This is a genomic window from Chryseobacterium sp. POE27 (genome assembly GCF_039727685.1).
Classification (GTDB): domain Bacteria; phylum Bacteroidota; class Bacteroidia; order Flavobacteriales; family Weeksellaceae; genus Chryseobacterium.
Window position 1 is genome coordinate 58620 of the sequence record NZ_CP152475.1, and the last position, 22563, is coordinate 81182.

Below are 22563 nucleotides of genomic sequence, written 5' to 3' on the forward strand. Positions count from 1 at the left end.
TACATATGAAAACACAAAGAATAGGCATCACGTTTTCCTCATTTGATTTGTTGCACGCAGGTCATATCAAGATGCTTGAAGAAGCAAAAACAGTTTGCGATTATCTTATAGTGGGTTTGCAGATTGATCCTTCGCATGATCGTCCTAATAAAAATAAGCCTACACAGACTATCGTTGAAAGATATATTCAATTAAAAGCAGTAAATGCTGTAGATGAGATTATTCCTTATTACACGGAGCAGGATCTGGAAGATATTCTAAAGTCTTTTGTGATTGATGTGAGAATTATCGGTGACGATTATCTTGACCGTGATTTTACAGGGAAAAAATACTGTGAAGAAAAAGGAATAGAGATCTTTTATAATAAGAGAGATCACAGGTTTTCTTCAAGTGATTTGCGAAAAAGAATTTACGAAGCAGAATTAGAAAAAGTTTCAAAAGCTGAAACAATTAAATAAAAAATCCCGAATTAAGTTTCGGGATTTTTTTTGTTGTATAGAGGAAGTTTACATTGGACCTCCCTGCTGATCGTCTCCTGCAGCGTTGGAGTTAATGTCTTTTTTCCTTTTAGGCTGTTCTATTTTTTCACCCTGCTTGAATCTGTACGTAAATGAAAGGGCAAACTGTCTTGGTTGCCATTGCATGTAAGATTCTCTCTCAAAGGAAGGTGTTGTCGTAAGGCTTCTCATCGCTCTTGTATTAAAGATATCCTGAATATTGAAACTTATTGTACCATTGCCGGCCAATACTGTTTTGGAAGCTCCAAAGCTGATGGCATACATGTCTTTTCTATCCTGATTCTGAGATTTCTGTGCTCCTCTGTAGAATCCCTGGAATTGGAAACTAAATGTCTTATCAACTTTAAAAGTAGTAGTTAATCTTGCCCTGCTGGAAAACCCGGTACCTTCAAATGAAAGTGGTTCTTTTACTAAACCGGCATCAGCAAAAACACCTGTTGTCTTGTACCCGAATAAATCTACGTTTCCTAAAAACTTCAGCCATTTTGTTGCATCCCAGTTAAAATTAAGATCCAAACCATAGCGGTCATCGGTTCCCAAATTGATAGGTTTTGTATGAAAAGCCCCATCATTACCTGTAAATACAACCATTTTTACATCATCTGTTGTATGTCTAAAATATAAGGTTGGATTTATGGTAAATTTATTTTTAGAAATACTATATCCGAATTCGTAAGAATCTACATAAGAAGGATTCAGGTCGATATTCCCATCGAAAATATTCTGATTATCCGTATAACTCGGATTAGGAATCAGGAAGAAAGATCTCGGACGGTCGATTCTTCTTGAGTAATTAACCAAAAACTGATTGTCCTTAGCTATTTCGTAGCTTAAGAAAACGCTAGGAAATAAGTTGTTGTAAGTTTTAGTTTTATCAATCGGTTTAGAATCAGAATCTAAATTTTGATATTTAATATCTATCTGAGAATATTCATTTCTTAAACCCAGCTGATATGCAAGATTGCCAATTTTACTTTTAAACTGAGCATATCCTGCATTGAAGGTCTCCTTGTAATTTGCATTGTAAGTGAACTTTGGTAAAAAGAAATAATCTGCAGTAGTTGAATATCTTTGTGAAACATCATTTTCATAATCATTTTGATTGATATCCAATCTGTATCCTGCCTCAATTTTAGAATTTTCTCCTAATGGCAGTTCATAATCTGCCTTAGCAATTACTGTTTTATTAATCGTATTTTGGTCGATAAGATTTTGTAGGGTGAAAGCATCATTTTCAGTCTGAAGTACATCTGTATCGTTATATGATCTATTTCTCTGCAAGCTTAAAGATAACGATAGGTTTTGTCCTTTATCATCAAATTTATGGTCTAGTCCAAAGTCTCCCTGAAAAGCAAGATTATTATTTGATCCGGTATTTTGTCTTCTCGCAGACGAAAAGCTTCCATTAGTAAAACGATATCCATAAAATACATTTCCGTCATTTTCACTATCAAAAGTTCTTACTGTTCCTGATGCATTGACTGAAGTTTTGTCAGAAAAATCATACACAAAACCTGTAGATGCATTATAGTTATCGTTTTTACTCTTTGTTATGGATTCTTGATCCGCATTTACCTTATTATCTAGTGTCGGGGTGAAATATGTTGCATTATTTCTGTTCGTATTTTTAGATTCTCTATATCCACCGCCACCATTCAGGAACCATGTGAGATTTCCTTTTCTCCAGCTAAGATTGGTGTTGAGATTGGTTTGAGGTAAATATCCCAGAGTTCCGGTAATACTTCCGTTAAAACCTGTTTTTTTACTTTTCTTTAGGATGATGTTCAAAATACCTGCTGTTCCGCTTGCTTCAAACTTAGAAGAAGGATTGGTAATTACTTCAATTCTTTCAATCTGGTCAGCGGGGATGCTTTGCAAAGCATTTGCTCCGTCATCAATTCCCAGTAAGGCAGAAGGTTTTCCGTTAATTAAAAATTTCACATTAGAACTTCCTCTCATCGAAACGGTACCGTCCGTATCTACAGAAACTGAAGGCACATTCGCAAGTACATCCTGAAGATTTCCTCCTTTACTTACGATATCCTGAGACGGATCGTATGTTCTTTTATCCAGTTCTACTTTGTAAGGTTTTGTAGAAGGCGCTGTAATAACAACCCCCCTGGATGTCTCCGGTTTTGATGTTGGTCGCACTTGATTCAGGATCAATAGAAAGTGCTCCTATATTGCCCGCAGCAGTTATTTGTTTTGTAACGACACTTTTTTTGTAATCGATAGCCTCTACCGTAATGTCATATTGACCGGGAGTAAGTTCAAGTTTATATTGGCCTTTTTCATCGGTGAGCGTAGCATCACTGAATTGTTTGTTTGCTTTATTACTGAAAGTAACAGATGCGTAAGGAACGGGCTGGTTGTTCTTACTGACTACCGACCCGGAAATACCTACCTTCTCCTGTGCAAAAGCCAAAGCGGCTGCAGAAAGTACAAATGTAAGCCCTAAGGTTTTTTTTGTAAAAATGTTAATGATTTCCGTCTGATTCATAAGGTATCTTTTTGTGTAAAATCGTGAAAGATTTCTCTTAATATTGTGAAATTATCAATTGATTTTAATTTCAAATATCAAGCCTAATTTATTATTTGTAATATATATGTCGCTTTTAAATTCGAAATGTTAATTATTAAATTGTTAAAAAAAGTTAATTATGATTATTATTTTATATTTTTTGAATTCAGCCAGTCCTGATATGCTTTTGCATTAATGGCGTGTTGCTCTGCACTTGCTGTGAATTTATGGTATCCTAATCTTGCCGGATCTGCACACATAAAAATGTAATCATTTTTTTCAGCATTTAAAACGGCATCCACTGAATTCTTATCCACTACACAGATCGGTCCCGGAGGAATGCCTTTATTGGCGTACGTGTTATAAGGCGATGGAGTAGATAAGTGTTTATAGAAAACCCTTTTAATGGACTGTTGGAAATTAGTCTGCTTATTGATAGCATAAATTACCGTCGGATCCGACTGCAATTTCATCCCTTTTCGGTAACGGTTAAGATACAATCCTGCGATCGTTCTCATTTCATCTTTCTTACCTCCGGATTCTTTATAAACAATAGAAGCCAACGCGTAAATCTGATCTCTTGTAAGACCTGATTGCTGTTCTTTTGCCTTTCTTTCCGAGTTCCAGAATTCATTATACTGATCATTGAATTTTTTGAAAAATTCTTCAGGAGTTACCGTCCAGAAAAAATTATAGGTATCAATAAAGAAATACTTTTTAAGATCTTCTGCATTATTATAACCTTTTTCGATAGCAATGGTATTCAATCCGTTTACGAATTGTAAAGAATCCAGCTCTGTTTTTTTTGTAACTTTTCCAAGCATCTGATACACGTCTCCAAAGTCACCTATTCTGAAACTGTTTTCACTTTGGTTTCCGGCTTTGATCATATTGATAAGGTTAGCATTTCCCAAACCTTTCTGAAAATGATATCGTCCCGCTTTGAAATGCTTATCCAACTCTTTTTCTTTGGCAACCGCTTCAAATGTCTCTTTATTGTCAACATATTTTGCTACAGAATCAAGAATCTGTTTAAAATTCGCATTGTGAGGAATGAGAACATAACCATCTTTTTTTAATATTGTTCCCGTAATATTTAGTATAAAATCTAAAACCAAAAAATCCACCTATCACAAAAACAAGCAGAATAACGATGAGTATAGCTTTTTTCATAGAATTTTGATTAAATATTTGCTTTAAATAAGTTCGATTTTACCTTTAAAAACCTGTTTTGCAGGTCCTTCAAGCCAAATGTTCCTGAAGGAATCTCCCTCTTTTTCAGCATATACTTTTAGGTTTCCTCCCAAAGTCTTTACTTTTACGGAAATTAGATTGTTATTTTGGAGAAAAGTTAAAGCTGAAGCTGTAACTCCGGTACCGCAGCTATATGTTTCATCCTCAACGCCTCGTTCATAGGTTCTTACGAAAATTTCATCATCATTAATTTTTTCCACAAAATTTACATTAATTCCCTTTTCTTTATAATTTTCAGAATTACGGATACTGTTTCCTTCTGCAAAAACTTCATAATTAACAATATCTTCAACATATTTTACATAATGCGGAGATCCGGTATCCATTACGATATCTTCACCATCATTGAAAATGGTTTTAACATCATTCATTTTCAGCTTTACAATTCCGTTGTGAATTTCTGCAATATGTTCTCCGTCAATAGCTGTAAATCTGCATTTTCCTTCAAAAATATCAAGGAAAAAAGCGAAGGCAACTGAGCAGCGCGCGCCATTCCCACAAAAGCTTTTCGAACCATCGGAGTTATAATAATCCACCTCGAAGTCAAAACCTTCCGCAGAGTTTATTTTTATTAAACCATCTGCACCGATGCCGAAACGGCGGTCACAAAGTTTCTGAATATGGGTAATGGAAAGATCGTCCCATTCTCCGGAGCGGTTATCGATCATTACAAAATCGTTTCCGGTTCCCTGATATTTATAAAATTCCATATAATAGATGATATTTATCTCGAATTAAACATGCAAAATTAGTGCAATTAAAACAAAAAACGAACAGTGTTAGCTGTCCGTTTTCTTATTTATAATCGTTTTTATCTAAAACCGCCGCCGTTTGTGTTCCTGTTGGTATTCGGCTGAGGAGTACTTTGTTGCGTCGGCGTCCCGGAATTGTTTCTGAAACCTCCGCTATTGGAATTGCTGTTAGACGAATTATTCCTGAAACCGCTGTTTGAATTATTAGTATTATTCGAAGAGTTATTTCTGAATCCCCCGCTATTATTCTGCTGTTTAGGAGCATTCTGCTGCTGGTTTCTGAAACCGTTATTTGATCTCTGATTGTTATTTTGCCTGTTATTGTTTCTGAAACTTCCATTGTTGGATGTTCCGTCATTTACATTTCCACGGAATCCGTTATTTGGTCTGGCAGAGATTGTTCCATTGTCGGATCTTCTTTCAACATACACCTTCCTTCTTGAATTGTTATAGTTTTGATAGTAATACGGAATTCCGTTATCATAGTAATAATTCATATTATTTCTGTAATAATATCCGTCATTTCCCCAATATCCGCCACCACCGTAATATCCCTGTGGGGCGTAATAATATCCGTTATCGTAATATGGGTCGCCGTATGTATTTGCATACGGATCTGCGTAGGCTGTACACGATGCTAAAGTCGCTATGGTGACAACACTTAATGCTATTTTTAATAAATTTTTCATGACTTTTCTAAACTTTTTCTTAAACTATTCTTCCAGATAATATAGCCCTGGATTGCCATTATAGTAAATACCAAATATTGAACCGAAGTGATTCCGAGACCTTTGTAAATCATCATGGGTATGCAGATAAAATCTCCGATGATCCAGAAAATCCAGTTTTCAATCCGTCTTTTTGCCATAAACCACATGCCTACCAGAAATACAGAGGTGGTAACGACGTCGAGCCAGTTGCCCCAATCGAGGTGATACAAACCAAGACTTACGTTTTTCATTGAAAAATGATTATCGATGTAAGGTTTATAATAATATACTATAGTTACTAAGATTAAACTTATAGCAAAAAGTAAAATCCCATACAGCCATTCTTTTTTTGATGCCAATGAAACGTCCACATGGACGTGATCTTCTGAGTTTTTCGCCCATAAAATCCATCCATAAACGCTCATCACAGTATAATATACATTAATCATACAGTCTCCCAAAAGTCCGAAATTGAAGAGGATGTACACATAGATCAGGGTAGATATGATACCGGTGGGATATACCCAGATATTTTTTTTAATGGAAAAATAAACGCTTAAAATTCCGAATACGGTAGCGGTGGCTTCAAGGAAAATCTGCAGTGTAGTGTAGCTTTCGTAGGGTTCTACGAAAAGATCGTATAGATTCATAAGATCAAAAATAAACAAAAAAAGAGATACTTTAAAATGATTTAAATAATATGAAAATCAGTTTTTTATATACCTTACTTTAAAATAAATGACGAAAATCTATTAATAAACGTTAAGGTTTCTAAATTTTTTATATTTTCGTAAATCTTTAATAAATAATAAAATATGTCTAAAATTTGGACCAAGAAACCGATGAGTGCTTTCGAAAATGATATGAAAAGCAGTCAGCTCAAAAGAGTGCTCGGTAAATGGAGTCTTACAGCTATCGGAATCGGAGCTATTATTGGTGGGGGAATTTTCGTACTTACAGGTACCGGAGCTTACTACCATGCAGGACCTGCATTAGCTCTTTCTTTCATTATCGCTGGAATCGCCTGTGTATTTGCAGCATTATGTTATTCAGAATTTGCATCTATTTTACCAGTAGAAGGTTCTGCTTATGCGTATGCATACGGAACTGTAGGAGAAATTTTTGCATGGATTATCGGATGGGGACTTATCCTGGAATATGCAATGGGATCTATGACGGTGGCTGTATCCTGGTCCGGATATTTTAATAAGCTTTTGAAAATGTTCGGGCTTCATTTGCCGGATTATCTTACTTCAGATCCTGCAAGTTATACAGGAGAAGGGTTTTCAATGAATTTGCCTGCTTTTGTAATCGTTCTTGTAGTGATTTCGATCCTTATTAAAGGAACCAAAGAAGCTGCAAAAGCAAATAATCTTATTGTGATTATGAAAGTTTCTGCGGTAATATTTGTAATCGTCGCTGGTGCTTTCTTCATTAATACTGAAAACTGGAATCCTTTTATCCCTGTAGCTACAATGGTTAAAGAAGGGGATAGTATGAAAGAGGCATATGGTATTCAGGGTATTATATCGGGAGCTGCTGCCATTTTCTTTGCGTATGTGGGCTTCGATGCGGTTTCTACACAGGCAGGGGAAGCTATTAATCCTAAAAAAGATGTTCCTTTTGCGATTATTGTTTCACTTTTGGTTTGTACAGCATTATATATATTAGTGTCTTTGGTACTTACAGGAATGATGAACTATAAGGATTTTGATCCTCACGGAAATTATCCGGATGCGATTAAGGCGCCTGTAGCGTATGCATTTGAAATTGCCGGACAAGGATGGGCGGGTTATATTATCACGATAGCTGCAACAGTAGGACTGGTTTCCGTGTTAATGGTAATGATCATGGGACAATCGAGAATATTTTTAGGAATGTCTAAAGATGGTCTTATTCCTAAATTGTTCAGTGATGTACATCCTGTAAGAAAAACTCCTGCAAAAAGTTTAATGCTTTTAGGGATTTTAATTGCCACGGTTGCTGCATTTACACCAATTAGCAAATTGGCTGATATGACAAGTTTCGGTACGTTGTTCGCGTTTACAATGGTTTGTGTGGCAGTTTGGATTTTAAGAAAAAAGGAACCTCAGTTACCAAGAACATTTAAAGTTCCTGCATTGCCTGTTATTGCAACTTTAGGAATCTGTATCAATGTTTACCTAATCTGGAACCTGAGCCATGAAGCAAAATATCTTTCATTGGCATGGCTTGCATTAGGAGTGATCATTTATTTCACCTATAGTCTTAGAAACAGTAAGCTTCACAAAGTTGGTTACGGAGAAACTTTCAAGGCAGAGCAGGAGCCTTTACAAAAAACCGATTTAGATTTATAATTAATTTAATATAAATTCAAAAAATCCACAGAGAAGTTTGTGGATTTTTTATTTTTGTTACCTATGAAAAAGACCTTACCACTTTTATTTTCGTTATTGGGAGTTTTTACATTTTCTCAACAAATAGAAAGTTTTACGACTATTCTAAATGATAAAATTAGTATAAGAGCAATTGAAATATATGACAACAAAGTCTGGTACAGCGGTACGGATTCTAAATTTGGCTTTGTTGATCTGAAACATCCTAAAAAACAAAGACAGATAGAATTATCAGATAAAAAACTTCAGTTTAGAACTTTAGCTCAGGACAAAAAATATTTTTATACGATAAACATTGAAAGCCCGGCTTATTTTTTTCGGATCAATAAAAGTAACTTAAAACATAGTATTATTTTTGAAGATACTTTGAAAACTGCTTTTTATGATGCGCTACATTTTGTAAATGAAAATAAGGCATTTGCATTAAGCGATCCCGACAAAGATGGGAATGCACGTATTTTGCAGTATAATAAAAAAAATAATCTTTTTTGGACAAATCAAACAAACGGGTTGGAATTTAAAAAAAGGAGAAGCTGCATTTGCTGCAAGTAATTCTAATATGGCATCATCGGAAAATCATTTGTGGATCGCCACAGGAGGTGCTACTTCCAGGGTTTTTAGAAAAGATTTTGATACCAACATTGTTTGGCAATTTCCGAAACAGCCTTTTATTTCCGGAACATCATCACAAGGGATTTATTCCATCGATTTTTACAAAGATTTATTCGGTATTGCAGTAGGTGGAGATTATACTAAGCAAAATGAGAATATCAACAATATCGCTACTACAAATAACGGCGGAGAAAGCTGGACCATCCAGGCTTCGGGACAAAATGCAGGTTACATGACTTGTGTAAAAATAAAACCCGATTCAAAAGGACAAGAAATTATAGCAGTAGGAGATCAACACATCAGCTACTCTTCAGATTTTGGGAAAACCTGGAGAAAAATTTCCGATGAAAAAGGATTTTTCGTGTGCCAGTGGATTGATGAAAATACAGTTGTATTCGCAGGAAAGGACAAGATTTCTGTGATGAAACTGAAGTTCTGATTATCTGTTTGATAGTTAGGACCGCAAATTAATTAATTTAACCGTAAACCGTTTTCTGCACATTCAAAAGAAAACAAAAGACTACAGGCTCTGCAACCTTAGATCCGTTTAAGTCCTTTTGCGCTCTGATTAGATCTTTTTACATTCTGATTAGGTTTAATTAAAATTATCTAAACTTTTGCATCTCTTGCAGTTAAATAATCCTGAGCAAAAATTGCAGTATTTAGAGTCATTATAAATTTCTGAAAAAGACCCTAATATATTTCATGATTAGAAATTCATCAGATATCTTTAATTTTGCATTATGAAACTTTTACGAAAGTTCATTAAAATTTTAAATCGAAATGAATTCTTTAATAGATAAATATAATATTCCCGGACCACGTTACACCTCTTATCCTACGGTTCCGTATTGGGATGAAAGCAGTTTTTCCCCGGAATTGTGGAAGCAGAGTGTCATCAGAACGTTTAAGGAATCGAATGCAGAAGAAGGGATTTCTATCTATATTCACCTGCCTTTTTGTGAGGCGTTGTGTACATTTTGTGCCTGCCATAAACGCATCACCAAGCAGCATAGCGTAGAAATACCATACATGGAAAGTGTATTGAAAGAATGGCAGCTTTATCTTAATTTATTTAATGAAAAGCCAAAGCTTAAGGAACTTCACCTGGGCGGTGGAACGCCAACTTTCTTTTCTCCACAGAATTTAAAAACCTTACTGGAAGGGATTTTTGAAACGGTTGAAATTGCCGAAGATCAGGAGTTTTCTTTTGAAGGACATCCTAATAATACCACCAGAGAGCATCTACAGACCTTATATGATCTTGGTTTCAGAAGAGCAAGCTTCGGAGTTCAGGATTATGATCTGAAAGTGCAGAAGGCGATCAACAGGATTCAGCCTTTTGAAAACGTAAAAAAAGTAACGGAATGGGCAAGGGAAATCGGATATACGGGGATCAGTCATGATCTTGTTTTTGGTCTTCCCCATCAGACTTGGGAAGCGATGGAATATACCATCCGTAAAACGATGGAATTAAAACCCGACCGTCTTGCTTTCTATTCCTACGCACACGTTCCGTGGGTAAAAGGTGTTGGGCAGAGAGGTTTTGATGAAAACGACCTTCCAAGTGGTGAGGAAAAACGCCGGCTGTATGAAGATGGTAAAAGATTACTTCAGGATTTAGGATATATCGAAGTAGGAATGGATCATTTTTCTCTTGAACACGACGATCTTTATCAGTCTCTGATTCAAAAAAAGCTACACAGAAATTTCATGGGATATACTTCCAGCAAGACCCAGTTGATGGTCGGGCTCGGAATGTCGGCTATTTCAGATTCGTGGTATGCTTTTGCACAGAATGTAAAAACAGTGGAAGAGTATCAGAAAATGGTTGAAGAAGGCGAAATTCCTGTGGTAAAAGGTCATATTTTAAATAAAGAAGATCTTATAGTAAGAAGGCATATTCTTAATTTGATGTGCCAGCTTGAAACTCATTTTGATATGCATAATTCATTTCCTGAATTGCAAAATGCATTTGAAATGTTAAAAGAGATGGAAAAAGATGAATTGGTTGAAATTCATGATAATCAGATCAAAATAACGGAAAAAGGAAGAGCTTTTACGAGAAATGTAGCGATGGTATTTGACCTTAGAATGATGAGAAATAAACCTGAAACAAGGATTTTCTCAATGACGATATAATAAAAATAACATTAAAATATGTTCTTAAAATGTTTCTGCCCGATGTACCCGGACAGAAACATTTTTTTATTAACATTTTTACCTTCGGAAATATTCATCCGTATCAATCTCAAAATTTGTCAAGATAATTTAGAAAAATCATCAAGGTAATTTCGGAAAATCATCAGGATGAATTTTTAAAGTCATTAGGGTTAATTTTGAAAGCAAAATTAAACTCCGGTTAAAATACCGGAGCTTAAAGGGATTATGGATGTGTATTCCGGTTATTTGATGATGAGTTTTTTACTGTATGATTTTTGGTTGTCTGAATTAAGGTGAATAAAATAAACTCCGCTTGGAATTCCTGAAATATTCAGGCTGTTATCATTTTCAATTTTCCCTTGCTCCAGAACTTTTCTTCCTTCGGTATTCAGGATTTCAACTGTTGTATTTTTGTCTTTAATTCCTTCTATGAAAACCTTTTTGGAAGCCGGATTAGGATAAATTTTTATTTGAGAGGAAAAATCATTTTCATTCGTTGCTAAAGTTGATGTTGTTACCCTGAATATTTTACCATTATTGACTGCGGCTACAAAAAGTTCATTCTGATTATTGATTCCAAACGTAGAAAAATTATTTCCGGAAAATGCAGGCGACCAGGTGATAGAATCATCATTATTCATGATTCCGATCTGGGTTGAGCAATAATCTGCAAAAATATATTTTCCCTGTAAAGCCGGATATTGGGTTCCTCTGTAAACATATCCGCCTGTAATAGAACATTTTCCGCCTGAATGGTCGTATGCTGCTACAGGGAATGTCATCGTGGACTGTGCAGCACATCCTGTTATGTTGTATGCATTATTACCTTCGTAGCATCTCCATCCGTAGTTGATTCCTGCTTGTGTTAAAGGCATTCTATTGATTTCCTCAATCTGTCCTTGACCGACATCCGCAATCATCACGTTTCCTGAAACAGTGTCGAAATTGAATTTCCATGCATTTCTCAATCCGTAAGCCCAAACTTCATCAGCTCCGTCAGTCCCTACAAAAGGATTGTCAGCGGGAATATTGTACGCTCCTGTAGAATTGATATCCAATCTCAGGAGTTTTCCTAAAAGAGAATTTTTGTTTTGCGAGTTGTTATTAGGATCTCCGCCGCTTCCGCCGTCACCGGTCACGATCCAAAGATATCCGTCGGGAGCAAAATGTATGCTTCCGCCATTGTGATTATCGAACGGTTTGGGTTGGTTTAAAATAATTTTTTCCGTTGTTACGTCGGCCACATCAGGATTTGAACTTCTGGTGTACCTGGCTACCGTAATATTTCCGCTGGTATCGTTGTAATACACAAAAAAATACCCATTGGTTGAGTATTGCGGATGAAAAGCCAGTCCTAAAAGTCCTCTTTCACCTCCATAGGTTATTTTTGAGCTGATATTCAGGAAATTGGTCGAATTTGTAGTTCCGTCAGGCTGTACGATTTTGATGATTCCGTTTTGCTGAACTACAAACATTCTGCTGTCATTGGCATTTGTAATTTCTACCGGTGCTGTAAACCCGGCTGCAAATTCTTCCAGGTTAATGCTTTGGGCATTAAAAAAGAAAGAAGAAAATAAGCTTGCGCCAAAAAGTAGATTTTTCATAATATTTTGATATTTAGTGTATTAAACAGCAATGAAAATTTCGTACCAATTAAACATTATAAAATTCATTAAAATACCATTAAAAAATTATTAAATCTTAAATGAAAATAAGAATGCCGATATATCTGAAAATAAAGGATTTCTGTTGTTAAATATTCATAAAATACAAGAAAATGATTATATTTGCCGACTTAATTTAACGTAGTTATAACAAAATGCAAGGAAAAGGACTTATTACAATTGTTGCTATTGTACTAGGGTTGATTTGCTTAAACGAGCTATTACCAACATGGTACGCCAGCAAAATTGAAAAGCAGGCGACTGCTATTGCAGGAGACAATCCGGAGAAGTATCAGAAAGAAATCGCTAGACTTTCTAAGGATACTCTGAATCTTGGATTCACAAAACTTTATTACACCAAAGCCAAAGACAAGGAAATGAAGCTTGGTCTTGACCTTAAAGGCGGGATCAACGTTCTTTTGGAGATCAACCAGAGAGACCTGGTGAATGATTTGACAAATTATTCTACCAATCCGGTTCTTATCGAGGCTTTGAATAAAACGGATGAAGTTCAGAAGAATTCTACAAAATCTTACATCGACAACTTTTTTTGATCAGTTCGATGCAATTAACAAAGCAAAAGGTACAAATCTGAAGCTGGCAGATCCGGAACTTTTCGGAAACACAACGCTTACTGAAGTAAAGTACAATACTCCTGACGAGCAGGTAAAAAGCATTGTTAAAAGAAAAAATCGATGCGTCTGTAGGTACCGCTTACGAAGTAATCAGAACCAGAATTGACAAAATGGGTGCTGTGCAGCCGAATGTACAGAGAGTGCCTGGTACCGCAAGAATTTCTGTGGAAATGCCCGGTATGAAGGACATCGATAAAGTAAAAAAAGATGCTTCAGACTTCTGCAAAACTTCAGTTCTGGGAAGTACAGCAGGTTCCTGAAATTGCGCCATATTTCCAGACATTAACTTCGGTGGTGGCTGCAAAAGGTGATTCTATGGGGGTTGCAAAAACAACAAACTTCATGAATATTATTCACCTTGATAAATTAAGAACGAATGGTGTTGCCAACGTAAAATTGTCTGATACTGCTGCTGTAAACAAAATTCTGAACAGCAAAGTAGCGCAGTCTTTACGTCCGGCTAATATTAAATATACACAATTCATGTGGGGATACAAGCCCGAAGCAACTGATGCTGAAAGCTTAGTATTATATGCAATCAGAGGGAATATCAACCAAAAAGCTCCGGTAGATGGTGCTGTTGAAACTGCTAATATCGGCTATGATGAGCTGAGCAGAGTAGTGGTAGATATGCAGATGGATTCCAAAGGAGCTAAAGAATGGAAAACTCTGACTGAAAAGAATGTTGGTAAACCTGTTGCTGTAACGCTTGACAACAGAGTTTATACCGCACCAAATGTTGTGAATGCCATTCCTAATGGTAGAACACAGATTTCCGGTAATTTCTCTCAGGAAGAAGCCAAGGAATTGGTAGATGTTTTAGGTGCAGGAAAATTACCTGCAGGTGCGAAAGTAGTTCAGGCTACCGTAGTAGGACCATCACTGGGACAAGAGTCTATCGATGCCGGGATGATGTCTTTCGGAATTGCATTCTTATTAATTATAGCGTATATCATTTTCTATTACGGTGGAGCTGGGGTATATGCTGTCATTGCAATGATCATCAACTTATTCTACATTTTTGGAATTATGGATTCCGTAGATGCTACCCTTACACTTCCTGGTATCGCGGGTATCGTGCTTACGATGGCTATGGCGGTAGATACGAACGTGATTATATATGAAAGAACAAAAGAAGAACTCTTCGCCGGCAAGAGTATTCTTGAAGCATACAAAGATGGTTTCAAACACGCCTTAAATGCAATTGTAGATGGTCACTTAACAACATTGCTTACTGCTGGTGTGCTTTTCCTTTTCGGAACTGGGCCAATCAAAGGTTTTGCATTAACATTGGGAATCGGTATTTTGATGACTTTCTTTACTTCGGTATTGATCTCAAGGGTAATGATCTTCTCAAGATTAAATAAAGGAAAACACCTTTCCGTATGGACGGGGGCTACGAAAAATCTTTTCAGAAATACATGGATCGATTTTATAGGGAAAAGAAAATATGCTTACATCATTTCAGGTATTTTAACGATTGTTTGTATTGCATCTATCGCTATTCATGGCTTTAAATACGGTATCGACTTTACCGGAGGTAGAAATTATGTAGTGAGATTCGATAAAGCGGTAAATGCTGAAGATGTTGAGGCTAGTCTTGTTAAAATGTTTCAGACTGAAGATGGTAAGAACTCTTCTGTTGAAGCTAAAACTTTCGGTAACGACAAACAGCTGAAAATTTCTACGGATTATCTTATTGAAGATGAATCTTTAAAAGCAGACCAGACTGTTGAGCAGAAATTATACGAAGGATTAAAATCCAGCCTTCCTGCAAATACAACGATGAAAGATTTCAAAGCCCCTGAAAAAGCTCATGCCGGAATCATTTCTTCTGAAAAAGTAGGACCTACAGTGGCTGATGATATCAAAACTCATGGTATCCTTGCGGTAATTGCGGCTTTGGCAGGTATTTTCATCTACATTTTGGTAAGATTCAGAAAATGGCAATTCTCCCTTGGTGCTGTTGCAGCATTATTCCACGATGCGGTTATTATTTTGGGAGCATATTCATTACTCCATAAATATATGCCATTCAATATGGAGATCAATCAGGATTTTGTGGCGGCGATTCTTACAGTATTGGGATATTCTATCAATGATACGGTAATTATCTTCGACAGAATCAGGGAATATTTAAGAGAGAAGAAATCTTTAACATTGGCTGGATTATTTGATGATTCTATTTCCAGTACGTTGGGTAGAACATTCAACACCTCATTTACTACGATCTTAGTAATTTTAGCGATCTTTATTTTCGGTGGAGATAACCTGAGAGGATTTATGTTTGCCATGTTGATCGGTATTGGATTCGGTACATATTCATCAATCTTCGTAGCATCTGCAATTGCCTATGACTTCTTGAAAACCGGTAAGGAAGAAGAAGTTCACGGTAAGTCGACTACGAATAAAGAAGTACTTGCTTCAAAATAATTTATACTACGATAAATAAGAAAAAGCCTTTCAGTACGAAAGGCTTTTTTTGTTGGCATTTTTTAATAGTTAATAGTTAGTTCCTTCGGAGTCAAAGTGAATTTAATTTAAAAATTGATTTTGCGAGTAAAATTACCAATTGACAATTCAAACTATTCTCCGATTTCACTATTTTTGCACCATTATGGAAAACTCAAGGAAGAAAGCTGCGATGAGCTTTATATTTATTACATTGCTCATTGATATTACGGGATGGGGAATTATCATTCCGGTGGTTCCTAAACTTATTGAGGAGCTGATTCACAGTGATATAAGTGAGGCTGCAAAATATGGCGGCTGGCTTGGGTTTGCCTATGCGTTTACGCAATTCATTTTTTCTCCGGTTGTTGGAAACCTGAGTGATAAATTCGGAAGAAGACCAATCATTCTGATTTCTCTTTTCGGATTTGCGATTGACTATATTTTACTGGCTTTGGCTCCAACGATACTCTGGCTGTTTATCGGAAGAATTATTGCGGGAATTACGGGTGCAAGTGTAACTACCGCCAGTGCTTATATTGCAGATATTTCAACAGATGAAGACCGTGCAAAGAATTTTGGACTTATTGGTGCTGCTTTCGGACTCGGATTTATTATCGGACCAGTTTTAGGAGGGTTGTTGGGCCATTATGGAGCGAGAGTTCCATTTTATGCGGCGGCTGTATTATGTTTGTTAAATTTTCTTTACGGTTATTTTATTCTTCCTGAAAGTTTAGATAAAGATAAAAGAAGAGAATTCAACTGGAAGCGGGCGAACCCGGTTGGTTCGTTTAAATTTTTAGGAAAGCATCCGGAAATTTCAGGATTGATCGTTTCTTTGATTTTAATCTATATTGCAGGGCATGCCGTACAGAGTAACTGGAGCTTTTTTACCATGTATAAATTTAGCTGGAACGAAAGAATGGTGGGGATATCTTTAGGCGTTGTTGGTTTGCTGGTAGGTCTTGTACAGGGCGGTCTGATCAGATGGACAACTCCGAGATTTGGCGAACAGAAAAGCATTTATTACGGACTGACGCTTTATGCCATCGGGATGTTGTTATTTGCATTTGCCACTCAGGGCTGGATGATGTTCGTCTTTTTAATTCCATATTGTCTGGGAGGGATCTGTGGCCCTGCACTTCAGTCGGTCATTACCAAAAGTGTTCCTTCAAATGAGCAGGGAGAATTGCAGGGGGCGCTTACCAGTCTTATGAGTGCGACTGCGATTATCGGGCCGCCGATGATGACGAATTTGTTTTACTATTTTACTCATGATGAAGCACCGTTTAAGTTTTCAGGGGCTCCATTCTTTCTGGCTTTTATTTTAATGAGTATAAGTGTGATTATTACGTATTTCAACTTTCAGAAAAAGAAAATTAAAAAAAGAAGAAATTAATCTATAAAGCAAATCATCAGTTTGATTCGTCTGACAGGTTTATGTTGATTAAATTTAGAGTAATCTGGTTTTAAATTGTGCTATTTTCATATATTTGATGAAAATAGCATGAATATGAAAAATTTTAAAATTTTATTGGCATTTATTACAATAGTAATATTTTCCGGTTGCAGTTCCGGTGACGATTCTTCCCAAGACGACAGCAATAATGAAAACAATTCGGAAGTTCCCACAATTTACAAGAAGATTTACGGTGCTTTGAGCATTACTTCAGACGGTACTTATGTTTATATCAAAACAAATGGTACACCCGACCATAAAAGTATTTATTACCCTGCAGCAAATAGCCTGTATGAAAACTTTTCCGGAACTACGTATGGAGACTTTACATTTTCTAAAAATCCGAATTCTATTTCAACAAAAAATTATACATTTAAAATTCCGATTAATCCTGCTGTTAATTCTGCTCATACTGCCACGCCTCTTGGTCCTATAGGAGTTTCTCTTAATGGAGTTGCTTTTTTTAACCAATATGCAGGTCCAAATCAGCCTCTTTCAGGCGAAATTGTTTCCTTTGACCAATGGTGGGGGCATCCGGCGCAGGCAGGAGATTATCATTATCATGTGGAACCTAAATATTTAACCACGGTAAAAGCATCCAAATCTGCATTGCTTGGCTTTTTGCTGGATGGCTTTCCTGTTTACGGGCCTGAAGAAGGAGGCGTAACCGTTACAAATGCTTCACTTGATGCTTACCACGGGCATACATCTGCAACAGCAGATTATCCTAACGGTATTTACCATTATCACATCACAAATAATGATCCGTACATCAACGGAAATGGTTTTTATGGCACACCGGGAACTGTTAGTAATTAATCTCTTATTTTTCTTATTGATATCATGTGAATCACCGGAAGAAAAAAAACTGAGTTATTATAATCTGAATGCAATTCACCTGGAGAATAATAATGGCCAGGTTTTTCATGATGGTAAACTCTTTTCAGGAGTTGTTTATTCTTTGTACCCTGGCACGAAAGATACGGCAGAAATAATGAAATTTAAAAATGGTAAAGAAAATGGAGAATGGAAACAGTTTTTTCCCAGTGGAAAATTATCTGCACAACGTTTTTTTGATAAAGGAGTAAAGGTTAAAAGTCTTAGAGAATGGTGGGATAATGGAAATATGAAAATATCCGGTTTTTTCCTTAAAGGTGAAAATAATGGAGAATACAAAGAATGGAACAGGGACGGCCGTCTGGTAAAAGAAATGCATTATAAACTGGGCTATGAAGAGGGAATCCAGAAACAGTTTTACGACAACGGAAAGATAAGATCCAATTATGTGGTAAACCATGGAAAAAGATATGGATTATTAGGAACAAAAAATTGCGTAAATGTCACGGACAGTATTTTTCAGAAATAGTTTTATGATTTTATTGTGTATTCTTTCCTGCAAAAACAAGGAGGAAAGTTCAGTACCTTATTACAATACACCAGATTTTACGCCATATTTTTTGTCTAAGGAAGAAGCGTCAGAAAAAATTACTCATAGGATTGGTACTTTTTCATTTACGGATGAGGATTACAAAACCATCACGGATAAAACTGTCGATCATAAAATGCATATTGCAAGTTTTATTTTTACTTCCTGTGGGAGTATATGTCCGACCATGATTCGGAATCTGAGCTTGGTAGATCAGAAATACAGGAATGATCCCGATGTTGTTTTATTGTCTTTCTCCGTAACTCCGTGGATCGATACTTCATCCAAGCTGAAAGCTTTTAAAGAATCTCACAAAATAACCAATCCCAACTGGCATTTTCTTACCGGAAGCAAAGGCGAAATCTACAAGCTTGCCCGAAAGTCCTATTTTGCCGAAGAAGATCTTGGTTTTACCCGCGACAGCACAGAATTTCTTCATACGGAACATATTATTTTATCAGACCAGCACAGAAAAATAAGAGGAATATACAACGGAACTCTACAGACAGATATCGAACAGCTCATCAGAGATATTGCAATACTGAAAGTAGAATAATGCTATCAAACTTAATATTTTATTAAAACTTAATATTTCATATTCAGTTTCGCATTTCTTTTGTAATTTTGTGTTATGGAACTAAGCATTGGAGAAATGGCATTGATTGCTATAGCAATTGTCGTATTATTCGGACCGGATAAACTTCCCCAGATTGCCCGAGATCTGGGTGCGGGGGTAAGGAAGATGCGTGGGGCAGTGGAAGATATCAAAACTGAAATCATGAAAGAAACAGATAATCCTGTTTCTGAGATTAAGCGTGAGATTGAGAAGGTGAGAGATGCTGCAAAAGATTTCAATCCGATGAAAGATGTTCAGAAGGATATTCTTACTGATTCTCAAACCTCAAATCAACCTCCACAGCCGAAACCTTCCGAAGACGAAACCTATGAAGGCCCTATAAGCAGATAATATGGAAGAAATTATTCAGGAAGACAGAAAGCTATTCTTGTTTCTCAATAATTTGGGGAATTCTTCTTTTGATCAGTTTTGGATGCTGATTTCAAGTACATGGATCTGGGTTCCGCTTTATATTATTTTTTTATATTTCTTATTTAAAAATTATAAACTAAGATCTTTAGTTTTTATTCTGATATTTGTCGCTATAGGAGTTACGGTTTCCGATCAGGTTGCGGGTATTTTCAAACATGGTATTGAGAGATTAAGACCATGTCATGATCCTGCCTTAGAGCATCACATGAGGATTGTAAAATGCGGCGGGCAGTTCGGGTTTTATTCTGCGCATGCTTCCAATACATTCTTTTTGGCAACCTATTTAAGTATTTTATTAAAAAATAAGCTTAAATGGTTTCCTTATGCTATATTTGTGTGGGCAGTAATAGTATCTTACAGTCGCATATATTTAGGAGTGCATTTCCCGATAGATATTTTGGTGGGGGCGTTTGTTGGAACTTTATTGGGGCTGGTGTTTTCTGCGCTCGCAAAAAAAAGTGATCAACAAACAAAATATAACCTCATGAAAAAACATTTACTTTTTTTAACTTTAACATTTTCAATAGTATATCTGCAGGCTCAAGACAAAAAAATTGCTGAAGAATGTTTTCAGAAAGCAGATTATAAGTGTGCTGAAGAAGAATATTCAAAGCTTGTTCAGAGTGAGAAAATCCAGAAATTACAATCTGAATATTATAATTATCTCGGAACTTCCCAAAGAAGACTCGGTAAAACAAATTCAGCTTTTAAATCCTACGAATCTGCATTGAGAGCCAATCCTATGTCTGCTGCGGTGTATGCAAATTTGGGCTCTATTCATGGGCAGAAAGGGAATAAACAGGCTGCATTGGATTATCTTAATCAAGGTCTTAAGCTCGAACCGGAAAATGCAGACATGTATCTTACCCGCTCTAAAGTGTATGAAAATCTGGGTAAAAAAGATCTGGCTGCAAAAGACCTGAATCAGATATTAAGCTTTGCTCCGGACAATATTTACGCCCGAACAGGACTCGCCAATCTGAAAAAAAACAGTGGCGATCTTGAAGGCGCACTGAAGGATTATAATCAGTTGATTTCCGAAAAGCCGGAATCTCTTTTGTACAGCGGAAGAGGTGATGTTTATTTTAAATTAAAGAAAAACAAAGAAGCGCTCGCAGATGTTAATAAAGCAATCTCTATTGATCCTAAATTTGCGCAGGCTTACGTAAATAAAGCACTAATTTTATTTGAAACTGCAAAGCCAAAGGAAGCTTGCGCAAGTCTTGATAAGGCGGTAAGCCTGGGCTATGAAAAACCTCTATTGATAGAATATTACTCTAAATGCGAGGTTAAAAAATAAGTTTATGGTAAGTTTTAGGTTTCGGGGGGCGGCGAAGCCGCCCCCCGAAACCTAAAAAAACTGATTAATCATTATGATACGGTTTTCCCTGTAAAATCTGATCTGCGCGATAAAGTTGCTCTACAATAAAAAGCCTTATCATTTGATGCGTGAAAGTCATTTTCGATAATGATATTTTTTCATTTGCTCGGGTATAAATGTCATCAGAAAATCCATACGCGCCACCAATAAGAAGATGAACTTTTTTCACTGAAGAATTCATCCATGTGTCAATTTTCTTTGAAAATTCCCGGCTTGTAAGCTGCTTGCCTTTTTCATCTAAAATCAGGACGAAGTCTGTTTTGCCTATATAATTCATGAACAGTTTTGCTTCTTCTTTCTTTAAAAGATCAGCAGATAAACTTCTTGCGTTTTTCACATCAGGAATTTCAGTAATTTCAAAATTCCAGTGCTGGGGAAGTCTTTTTAGATAATAATTGATTAAAGAAGTAATTTCCTTATCATCTGTTTTACCGATACAAAGCAAGTTAATCTGCATTTTTATTTTAAATTAAGCTTCAAAGATATTCATAAATCAAGAAATGTCATAATCACGTTCTGCAATACCGGAATCCAAGTCTGAAAAAATTATTATTTTTGTATTATGCCAAGTCAATGAAAATAACAATACTGCCTTTTCTGCTTTTGTGTTTTCCACTAATCTCCTTTTCTCAGGAAGTTAGTGATGAAGAGTTAGATCAGTACTTTGAAAAAGATAAAAAGAAAATTTCTGTTGTTGGAGGATTAAGCTATCTTCATAATTCATTTGGTTTGTTATATGAAGATAAGGTTTTCCGTTTAAGACCCAATGATGCATTTTATACAGAATTTTTTCTAAGATATCGCTGGCTCGACATTAGTTTTTCTTTTGCTCCCAAGCTCACGAATATCAATAATGACGATCCGGAAAAAGGAAAATCAAAATATTTCAACTTTGGATTCACTTTTTTCCTCACCCCCAAGATCAGGCAATATATCTATTTCAGCCAGGTGAAAGGCCTCTATTTTCAGGACACCAGAGAATTTATGCAACTGTTGTACGGAAACGATTATAATGAAGAAGGTTACCTGCAGTTCCCTGATGCAAAATACCGTTCTTTTAAAGGTGAAACAACCTATTTGTGGGTAGGAAATAAATCAGGTTATAGAAGTTTCAACAATATGACCTATCAACCGCTGAAAGATGTTTTCGTAGTAAGTACAGGGCTGTTTTACCAATATAATATTCTAAGTGATGTCAACAAAACAATCTATCAGGGACAAATTTTTACAGAAAATGATGATCCGCCTTCAAAGGACTTCAGAATTGCTTTACGGTCGGGCGGAGGTGTCCAAAAGAAAATTAAACCCCATTGGTATGCTATTATGGAAGTCTACCCGGAATTATATTATGCAAAGCTGATCGACGAAAATTTTCATGAATTTAATGTCGGGCTTTATTCAAATGCAAGAATAGGATATGACAATGGAAAATGGTTTTTTGGAGGCGGAGCCCAGCTCAACTGGATCAATAGTTCCAATGAAAATTTTTACTCTACCACACAATGGCTTTTCAGGATAGGAATTGGTTTTCGATTTAATTCTCCTACATTTGTAAACAGAAACTTTGATAAAATAGATAATATTTTAAAGTAAT

Annotated in this window: 19 protein-coding genes and 2 pseudogenes; 13 read left to right on the forward strand and 8 right to left on the reverse strand. The window is 36.1% G+C overall.

Going from position 1 to position 22563, the window contains the following annotated elements:
* Positions 1-5: 5 nt before the first annotated feature.
* Positions 6-458 carry an adenylyltransferase/cytidyltransferase family protein gene (locus tag AAHI02_RS00265; RefSeq protein ID WP_346984895.1) on the forward strand — a complete coding sequence of 151 codons (453 nt, stop codon included), beginning with the start codon at positions 6-8 and terminating at the stop codon, positions 456-458.
* Positions 459-506: 48 nt separating this feature from the next.
* Here AAHI02_RS00265 and AAHI02_RS00270 read toward each other — a convergent pair whose 3' ends face one another.
* The 6 genes and pseudogenes from AAHI02_RS00270 to pnuC form a co-directional block, all read right to left on the reverse strand.
* Positions 507-2669, reverse strand: coding sequence for a TonB-dependent receptor (locus tag AAHI02_RS00270; protein WP_346984896.1), 2163 nt, complete (start codon positions 2667-2669; stop codon positions 507-509).
* A complete protein-coding gene (locus AAHI02_RS00275; RefSeq protein WP_346984897.1) occupies positions 2584-3018 on the reverse strand; it encodes a carboxypeptidase-like regulatory domain-containing protein in 435 nt (144 codons plus the stop codon). Before AAHI02_RS00275 ends, AAHI02_RS00270 begins: the two co-directional genes overlap by 86 nt.
* Before the next feature lie 167 nt (positions 3019-3185).
* Positions 3186-4212, reverse strand: a pseudogene (gene mltG, locus AAHI02_RS00280) (endolytic transglycosylase MltG).
* Positions 4213-4235: 23 nt separating this feature from the next.
* Complete coding sequence (gene dapF / locus AAHI02_RS00285; protein ID WP_346984898.1) at positions 4236-5003, reverse strand: diaminopimelate epimerase; 768 nt, start codon at positions 5001-5003, stop codon at positions 4236-4238.
* A gap of 101 nt (positions 5004-5104) precedes the next feature.
* Positions 5105-5734 carry a hypothetical protein gene (locus AAHI02_RS00290; RefSeq protein ID WP_346984899.1) on the reverse strand — a complete coding sequence of 210 codons (630 nt, stop codon included), beginning with the start codon at positions 5732-5734 and terminating at the stop codon, positions 5105-5107.
* Positions 5731-6405 (reverse strand): nicotinamide riboside transporter PnuC, encoded by a 675-nt coding sequence (pnuC, locus tag AAHI02_RS00295; RefSeq protein WP_346984900.1) that lies wholly within the window; start codon positions 6403-6405, stop codon positions 5731-5733. Before pnuC ends, AAHI02_RS00290 begins: the two co-directional genes overlap by 4 nt.
* A 165-nt stretch (positions 6406-6570) precedes the next feature.
* Between pnuC and AAHI02_RS00300 the strand changes: the two genes are divergently transcribed.
* The 4 genes from AAHI02_RS00300 to hemN all read left to right on the forward strand — a co-directional run bounded on the left by AAHI02_RS00300 (position 6571) and on the right by hemN (position 10884).
* Positions 6571-8091, forward strand: a complete 1521-nt coding sequence (locus AAHI02_RS00300; protein ID WP_346984901.1) for an amino acid permease — start codon at positions 6571-6573, stop codon at positions 8089-8091.
* A 39-nt stretch (positions 8092-8130) separates the two neighbouring features.
* Positions 8131-8682, forward strand: a complete 552-nt coding sequence (locus AAHI02_RS00305) for a hypothetical protein (protein WP_346984902.1) — start codon at positions 8131-8133, stop codon at positions 8680-8682.
* Between the two features lie 7 nt (positions 8683-8689).
* A complete protein-coding gene (locus AAHI02_RS00310) occupies positions 8690-9181 on the forward strand; it encodes a hypothetical protein (protein WP_346984903.1) in 492 nt (163 codons plus the stop codon).
* Positions 9182-9525: 344 nt separating this feature from the next.
* On the forward strand, positions 9526-10884 hold the full coding sequence (gene hemN / locus AAHI02_RS00315) for an oxygen-independent coproporphyrinogen III oxidase (protein WP_346984904.1): 1359 nt from the start codon (positions 9526-9528) through the stop codon (positions 10882-10884).
* 263 nt (positions 10885-11147) lie between these two features.
* Here the strand turns inward: hemN and AAHI02_RS00320 are convergent, their stop codons facing one another.
* Positions 11148-12509: a PQQ-dependent sugar dehydrogenase gene (locus AAHI02_RS00320; protein ID WP_346984905.1), complete on the reverse strand. Its 1362-nt coding sequence runs from the start codon at positions 12507-12509 to the stop codon at positions 11148-11150.
* Between the two features lie 215 nt (positions 12510-12724).
* Between AAHI02_RS00320 and secD the strand changes: the two are divergent.
* From secD to AAHI02_RS00355, 7 genes and pseudogenes are all read left to right on the forward strand, one after another.
* Positions 12725-15637, forward strand: a pseudogene (secD, locus tag AAHI02_RS00325) (protein translocase subunit SecD).
* A 184-nt stretch (positions 15638-15821) separates the two neighbouring features.
* Positions 15822-17054: a TCR/Tet family MFS transporter gene (locus tag AAHI02_RS00330; protein ID WP_346984906.1), complete on the forward strand. Its 1233-nt coding sequence runs from the start codon at positions 15822-15824 to the stop codon at positions 17052-17054.
* A 114-nt stretch (positions 17055-17168) separates the two neighbouring features.
* The gene (locus AAHI02_RS00335) at positions 17169-17933 is read left to right on the forward strand and encodes a YHYH protein (RefSeq protein ID WP_346984907.1); all 765 of its coding nucleotides are present in this window, start codon (positions 17169-17171) and stop codon (positions 17931-17933) included.
* Positions 17905-18480, forward strand: coding sequence for a toxin-antitoxin system YwqK family antitoxin (locus AAHI02_RS00340; protein WP_346984908.1), 576 nt, complete (start codon positions 17905-17907; stop codon positions 18478-18480). The genes AAHI02_RS00335 and AAHI02_RS00340 overlap by 29 nt, the downstream gene beginning before the upstream one ends.
* The gene (locus AAHI02_RS00345) at positions 18452-19096 is read left to right on the forward strand and encodes an SCO family protein (protein WP_346984909.1); all 645 of its coding nucleotides are present in this window, start codon (positions 18452-18454) and stop codon (positions 19094-19096) included. Before AAHI02_RS00340 ends, AAHI02_RS00345 begins: the two co-directional genes overlap by 29 nt.
* Positions 19097-19171: 75 nt before the next feature.
* A complete protein-coding gene (locus tag AAHI02_RS00350) occupies positions 19172-19507 on the forward strand; it encodes a twin-arginine translocase TatA/TatE family subunit (RefSeq protein ID WP_346984910.1) in 336 nt (111 codons plus the stop codon).
* Position 19508: 1 nt separating this feature from the next.
* Positions 19509-20888, forward strand: a complete 1380-nt coding sequence (locus AAHI02_RS00355; RefSeq protein WP_346984911.1) for a phosphatase PAP2 family protein — start codon at positions 19509-19511, stop codon at positions 20886-20888.
* Positions 20889-20952: 64 nt separating this feature from the next.
* On the opposite strand, the gene AAHI02_RS00360 is transcribed toward AAHI02_RS00355, so the two are convergent.
* On the reverse strand, positions 20953-21426 hold the full coding sequence (locus tag AAHI02_RS00360; RefSeq protein ID WP_346984912.1) for a 23S rRNA (pseudouridine(1915)-N(3))-methyltransferase RlmH: 474 nt from the start codon (positions 21424-21426) through the stop codon (positions 20953-20955).
* A gap of 116 nt (positions 21427-21542) precedes the next feature.
* On the opposite strand from AAHI02_RS00360, the gene AAHI02_RS00365 reads away from it, so the two are divergent.
* Positions 21543-22562 carry a DUF4421 family protein gene (locus AAHI02_RS00365; RefSeq protein ID WP_346984913.1) on the forward strand — a complete coding sequence of 340 codons (1020 nt, stop codon included), beginning with the start codon at positions 21543-21545 and terminating at the stop codon, positions 22560-22562.
* Position 22563: the final 1 nt, after the last annotated feature.

Bases quoted from the DNA above. Each gene is read 5' to 3' on its own strand.
- AAHI02_RS00365 (WP_346984913.1), top strand. From the start codon at position 21,543: ATGAAAATAACAATACTGCCTTTTCTGCTTTTGTGTTTTCCACTAATC.
- hemN (WP_346984904.1), top strand. From the start codon at position 9,526: ATGAATTCTTTAATAGATAAATATAATATTCCCGGACCACGTTACACC.
- AAHI02_RS00310 (WP_346984903.1), top strand. From the start codon at position 8,690: ATGGCATCATCGGAAAATCATTTGTGGATCGCCACAGGAGGTGCTACT.
- AAHI02_RS00355 (WP_346984911.1), top strand. From the start codon at position 19,509: ATGGAAGAAATTATTCAGGAAGACAGAAAGCTATTCTTGTTTCTCAAT.
- AAHI02_RS00360 (WP_346984912.1), bottom strand. From the start codon at position 21,426: ATGCAGATTAACTTGCTTTGTATCGGTAAAACAGATGATAAGGAAATT.
- AAHI02_RS00275 (WP_346984897.1), bottom strand. From the start codon at position 3,018: ATGAATCAGACGGAAATCATTAACATTTTTACAAAAAAAACCTTAGGG.
- AAHI02_RS00290 (WP_346984899.1), bottom strand. From the start codon at position 5,734: ATGAAAAATTTATTAAAAATAGCATTAAGTGTTGTCACCATAGCGACT.
- dapF (WP_346984898.1), bottom strand. From the start codon at position 5,003: ATGGAATTTTATAAATATCAGGGAACCGGAAACGATTTTGTAATGATC.
- AAHI02_RS00345 (WP_346984909.1), top strand. From the start codon at position 18,452: ATGTCACGGACAGTATTTTTCAGAAATAGTTTTATGATTTTATTGTGT.
- AAHI02_RS00350 (WP_346984910.1), top strand. From the start codon at position 19,172: ATGGAACTAAGCATTGGAGAAATGGCATTGATTGCTATAGCAATTGTC.
- AAHI02_RS00340 (WP_346984908.1), top strand. From the start codon at position 17,905: ATGGCACACCGGGAACTGTTAGTAATTAATCTCTTATTTTTCTTATTG.
- AAHI02_RS00265 (WP_346984895.1), top strand. From the start codon at position 6: ATGAAAACACAAAGAATAGGCATCACGTTTTCCTCATTTGATTTGTTG.
- AAHI02_RS00335 (WP_346984907.1), top strand. From the start codon at position 17,169: ATGAAAAATTTTAAAATTTTATTGGCATTTATTACAATAGTAATATTT.
- pnuC (WP_346984900.1), bottom strand. From the start codon at position 6,405: ATGAATCTATACGATCTTTTCGTAGAACCCTACGAAAGCTACACTACA.
- AAHI02_RS00320 (WP_346984905.1), bottom strand. From the start codon at position 12,509: ATGAAAAATCTACTTTTTGGCGCAAGCTTATTTTCTTCTTTCTTTTTT.
- AAHI02_RS00300 (WP_346984901.1), top strand. From the start codon at position 6,571: ATGTCTAAAATTTGGACCAAGAAACCGATGAGTGCTTTCGAAAATGAT.
- AAHI02_RS00330 (WP_346984906.1), top strand. From the start codon at position 15,822: ATGGAAAACTCAAGGAAGAAAGCTGCGATGAGCTTTATATTTATTACA.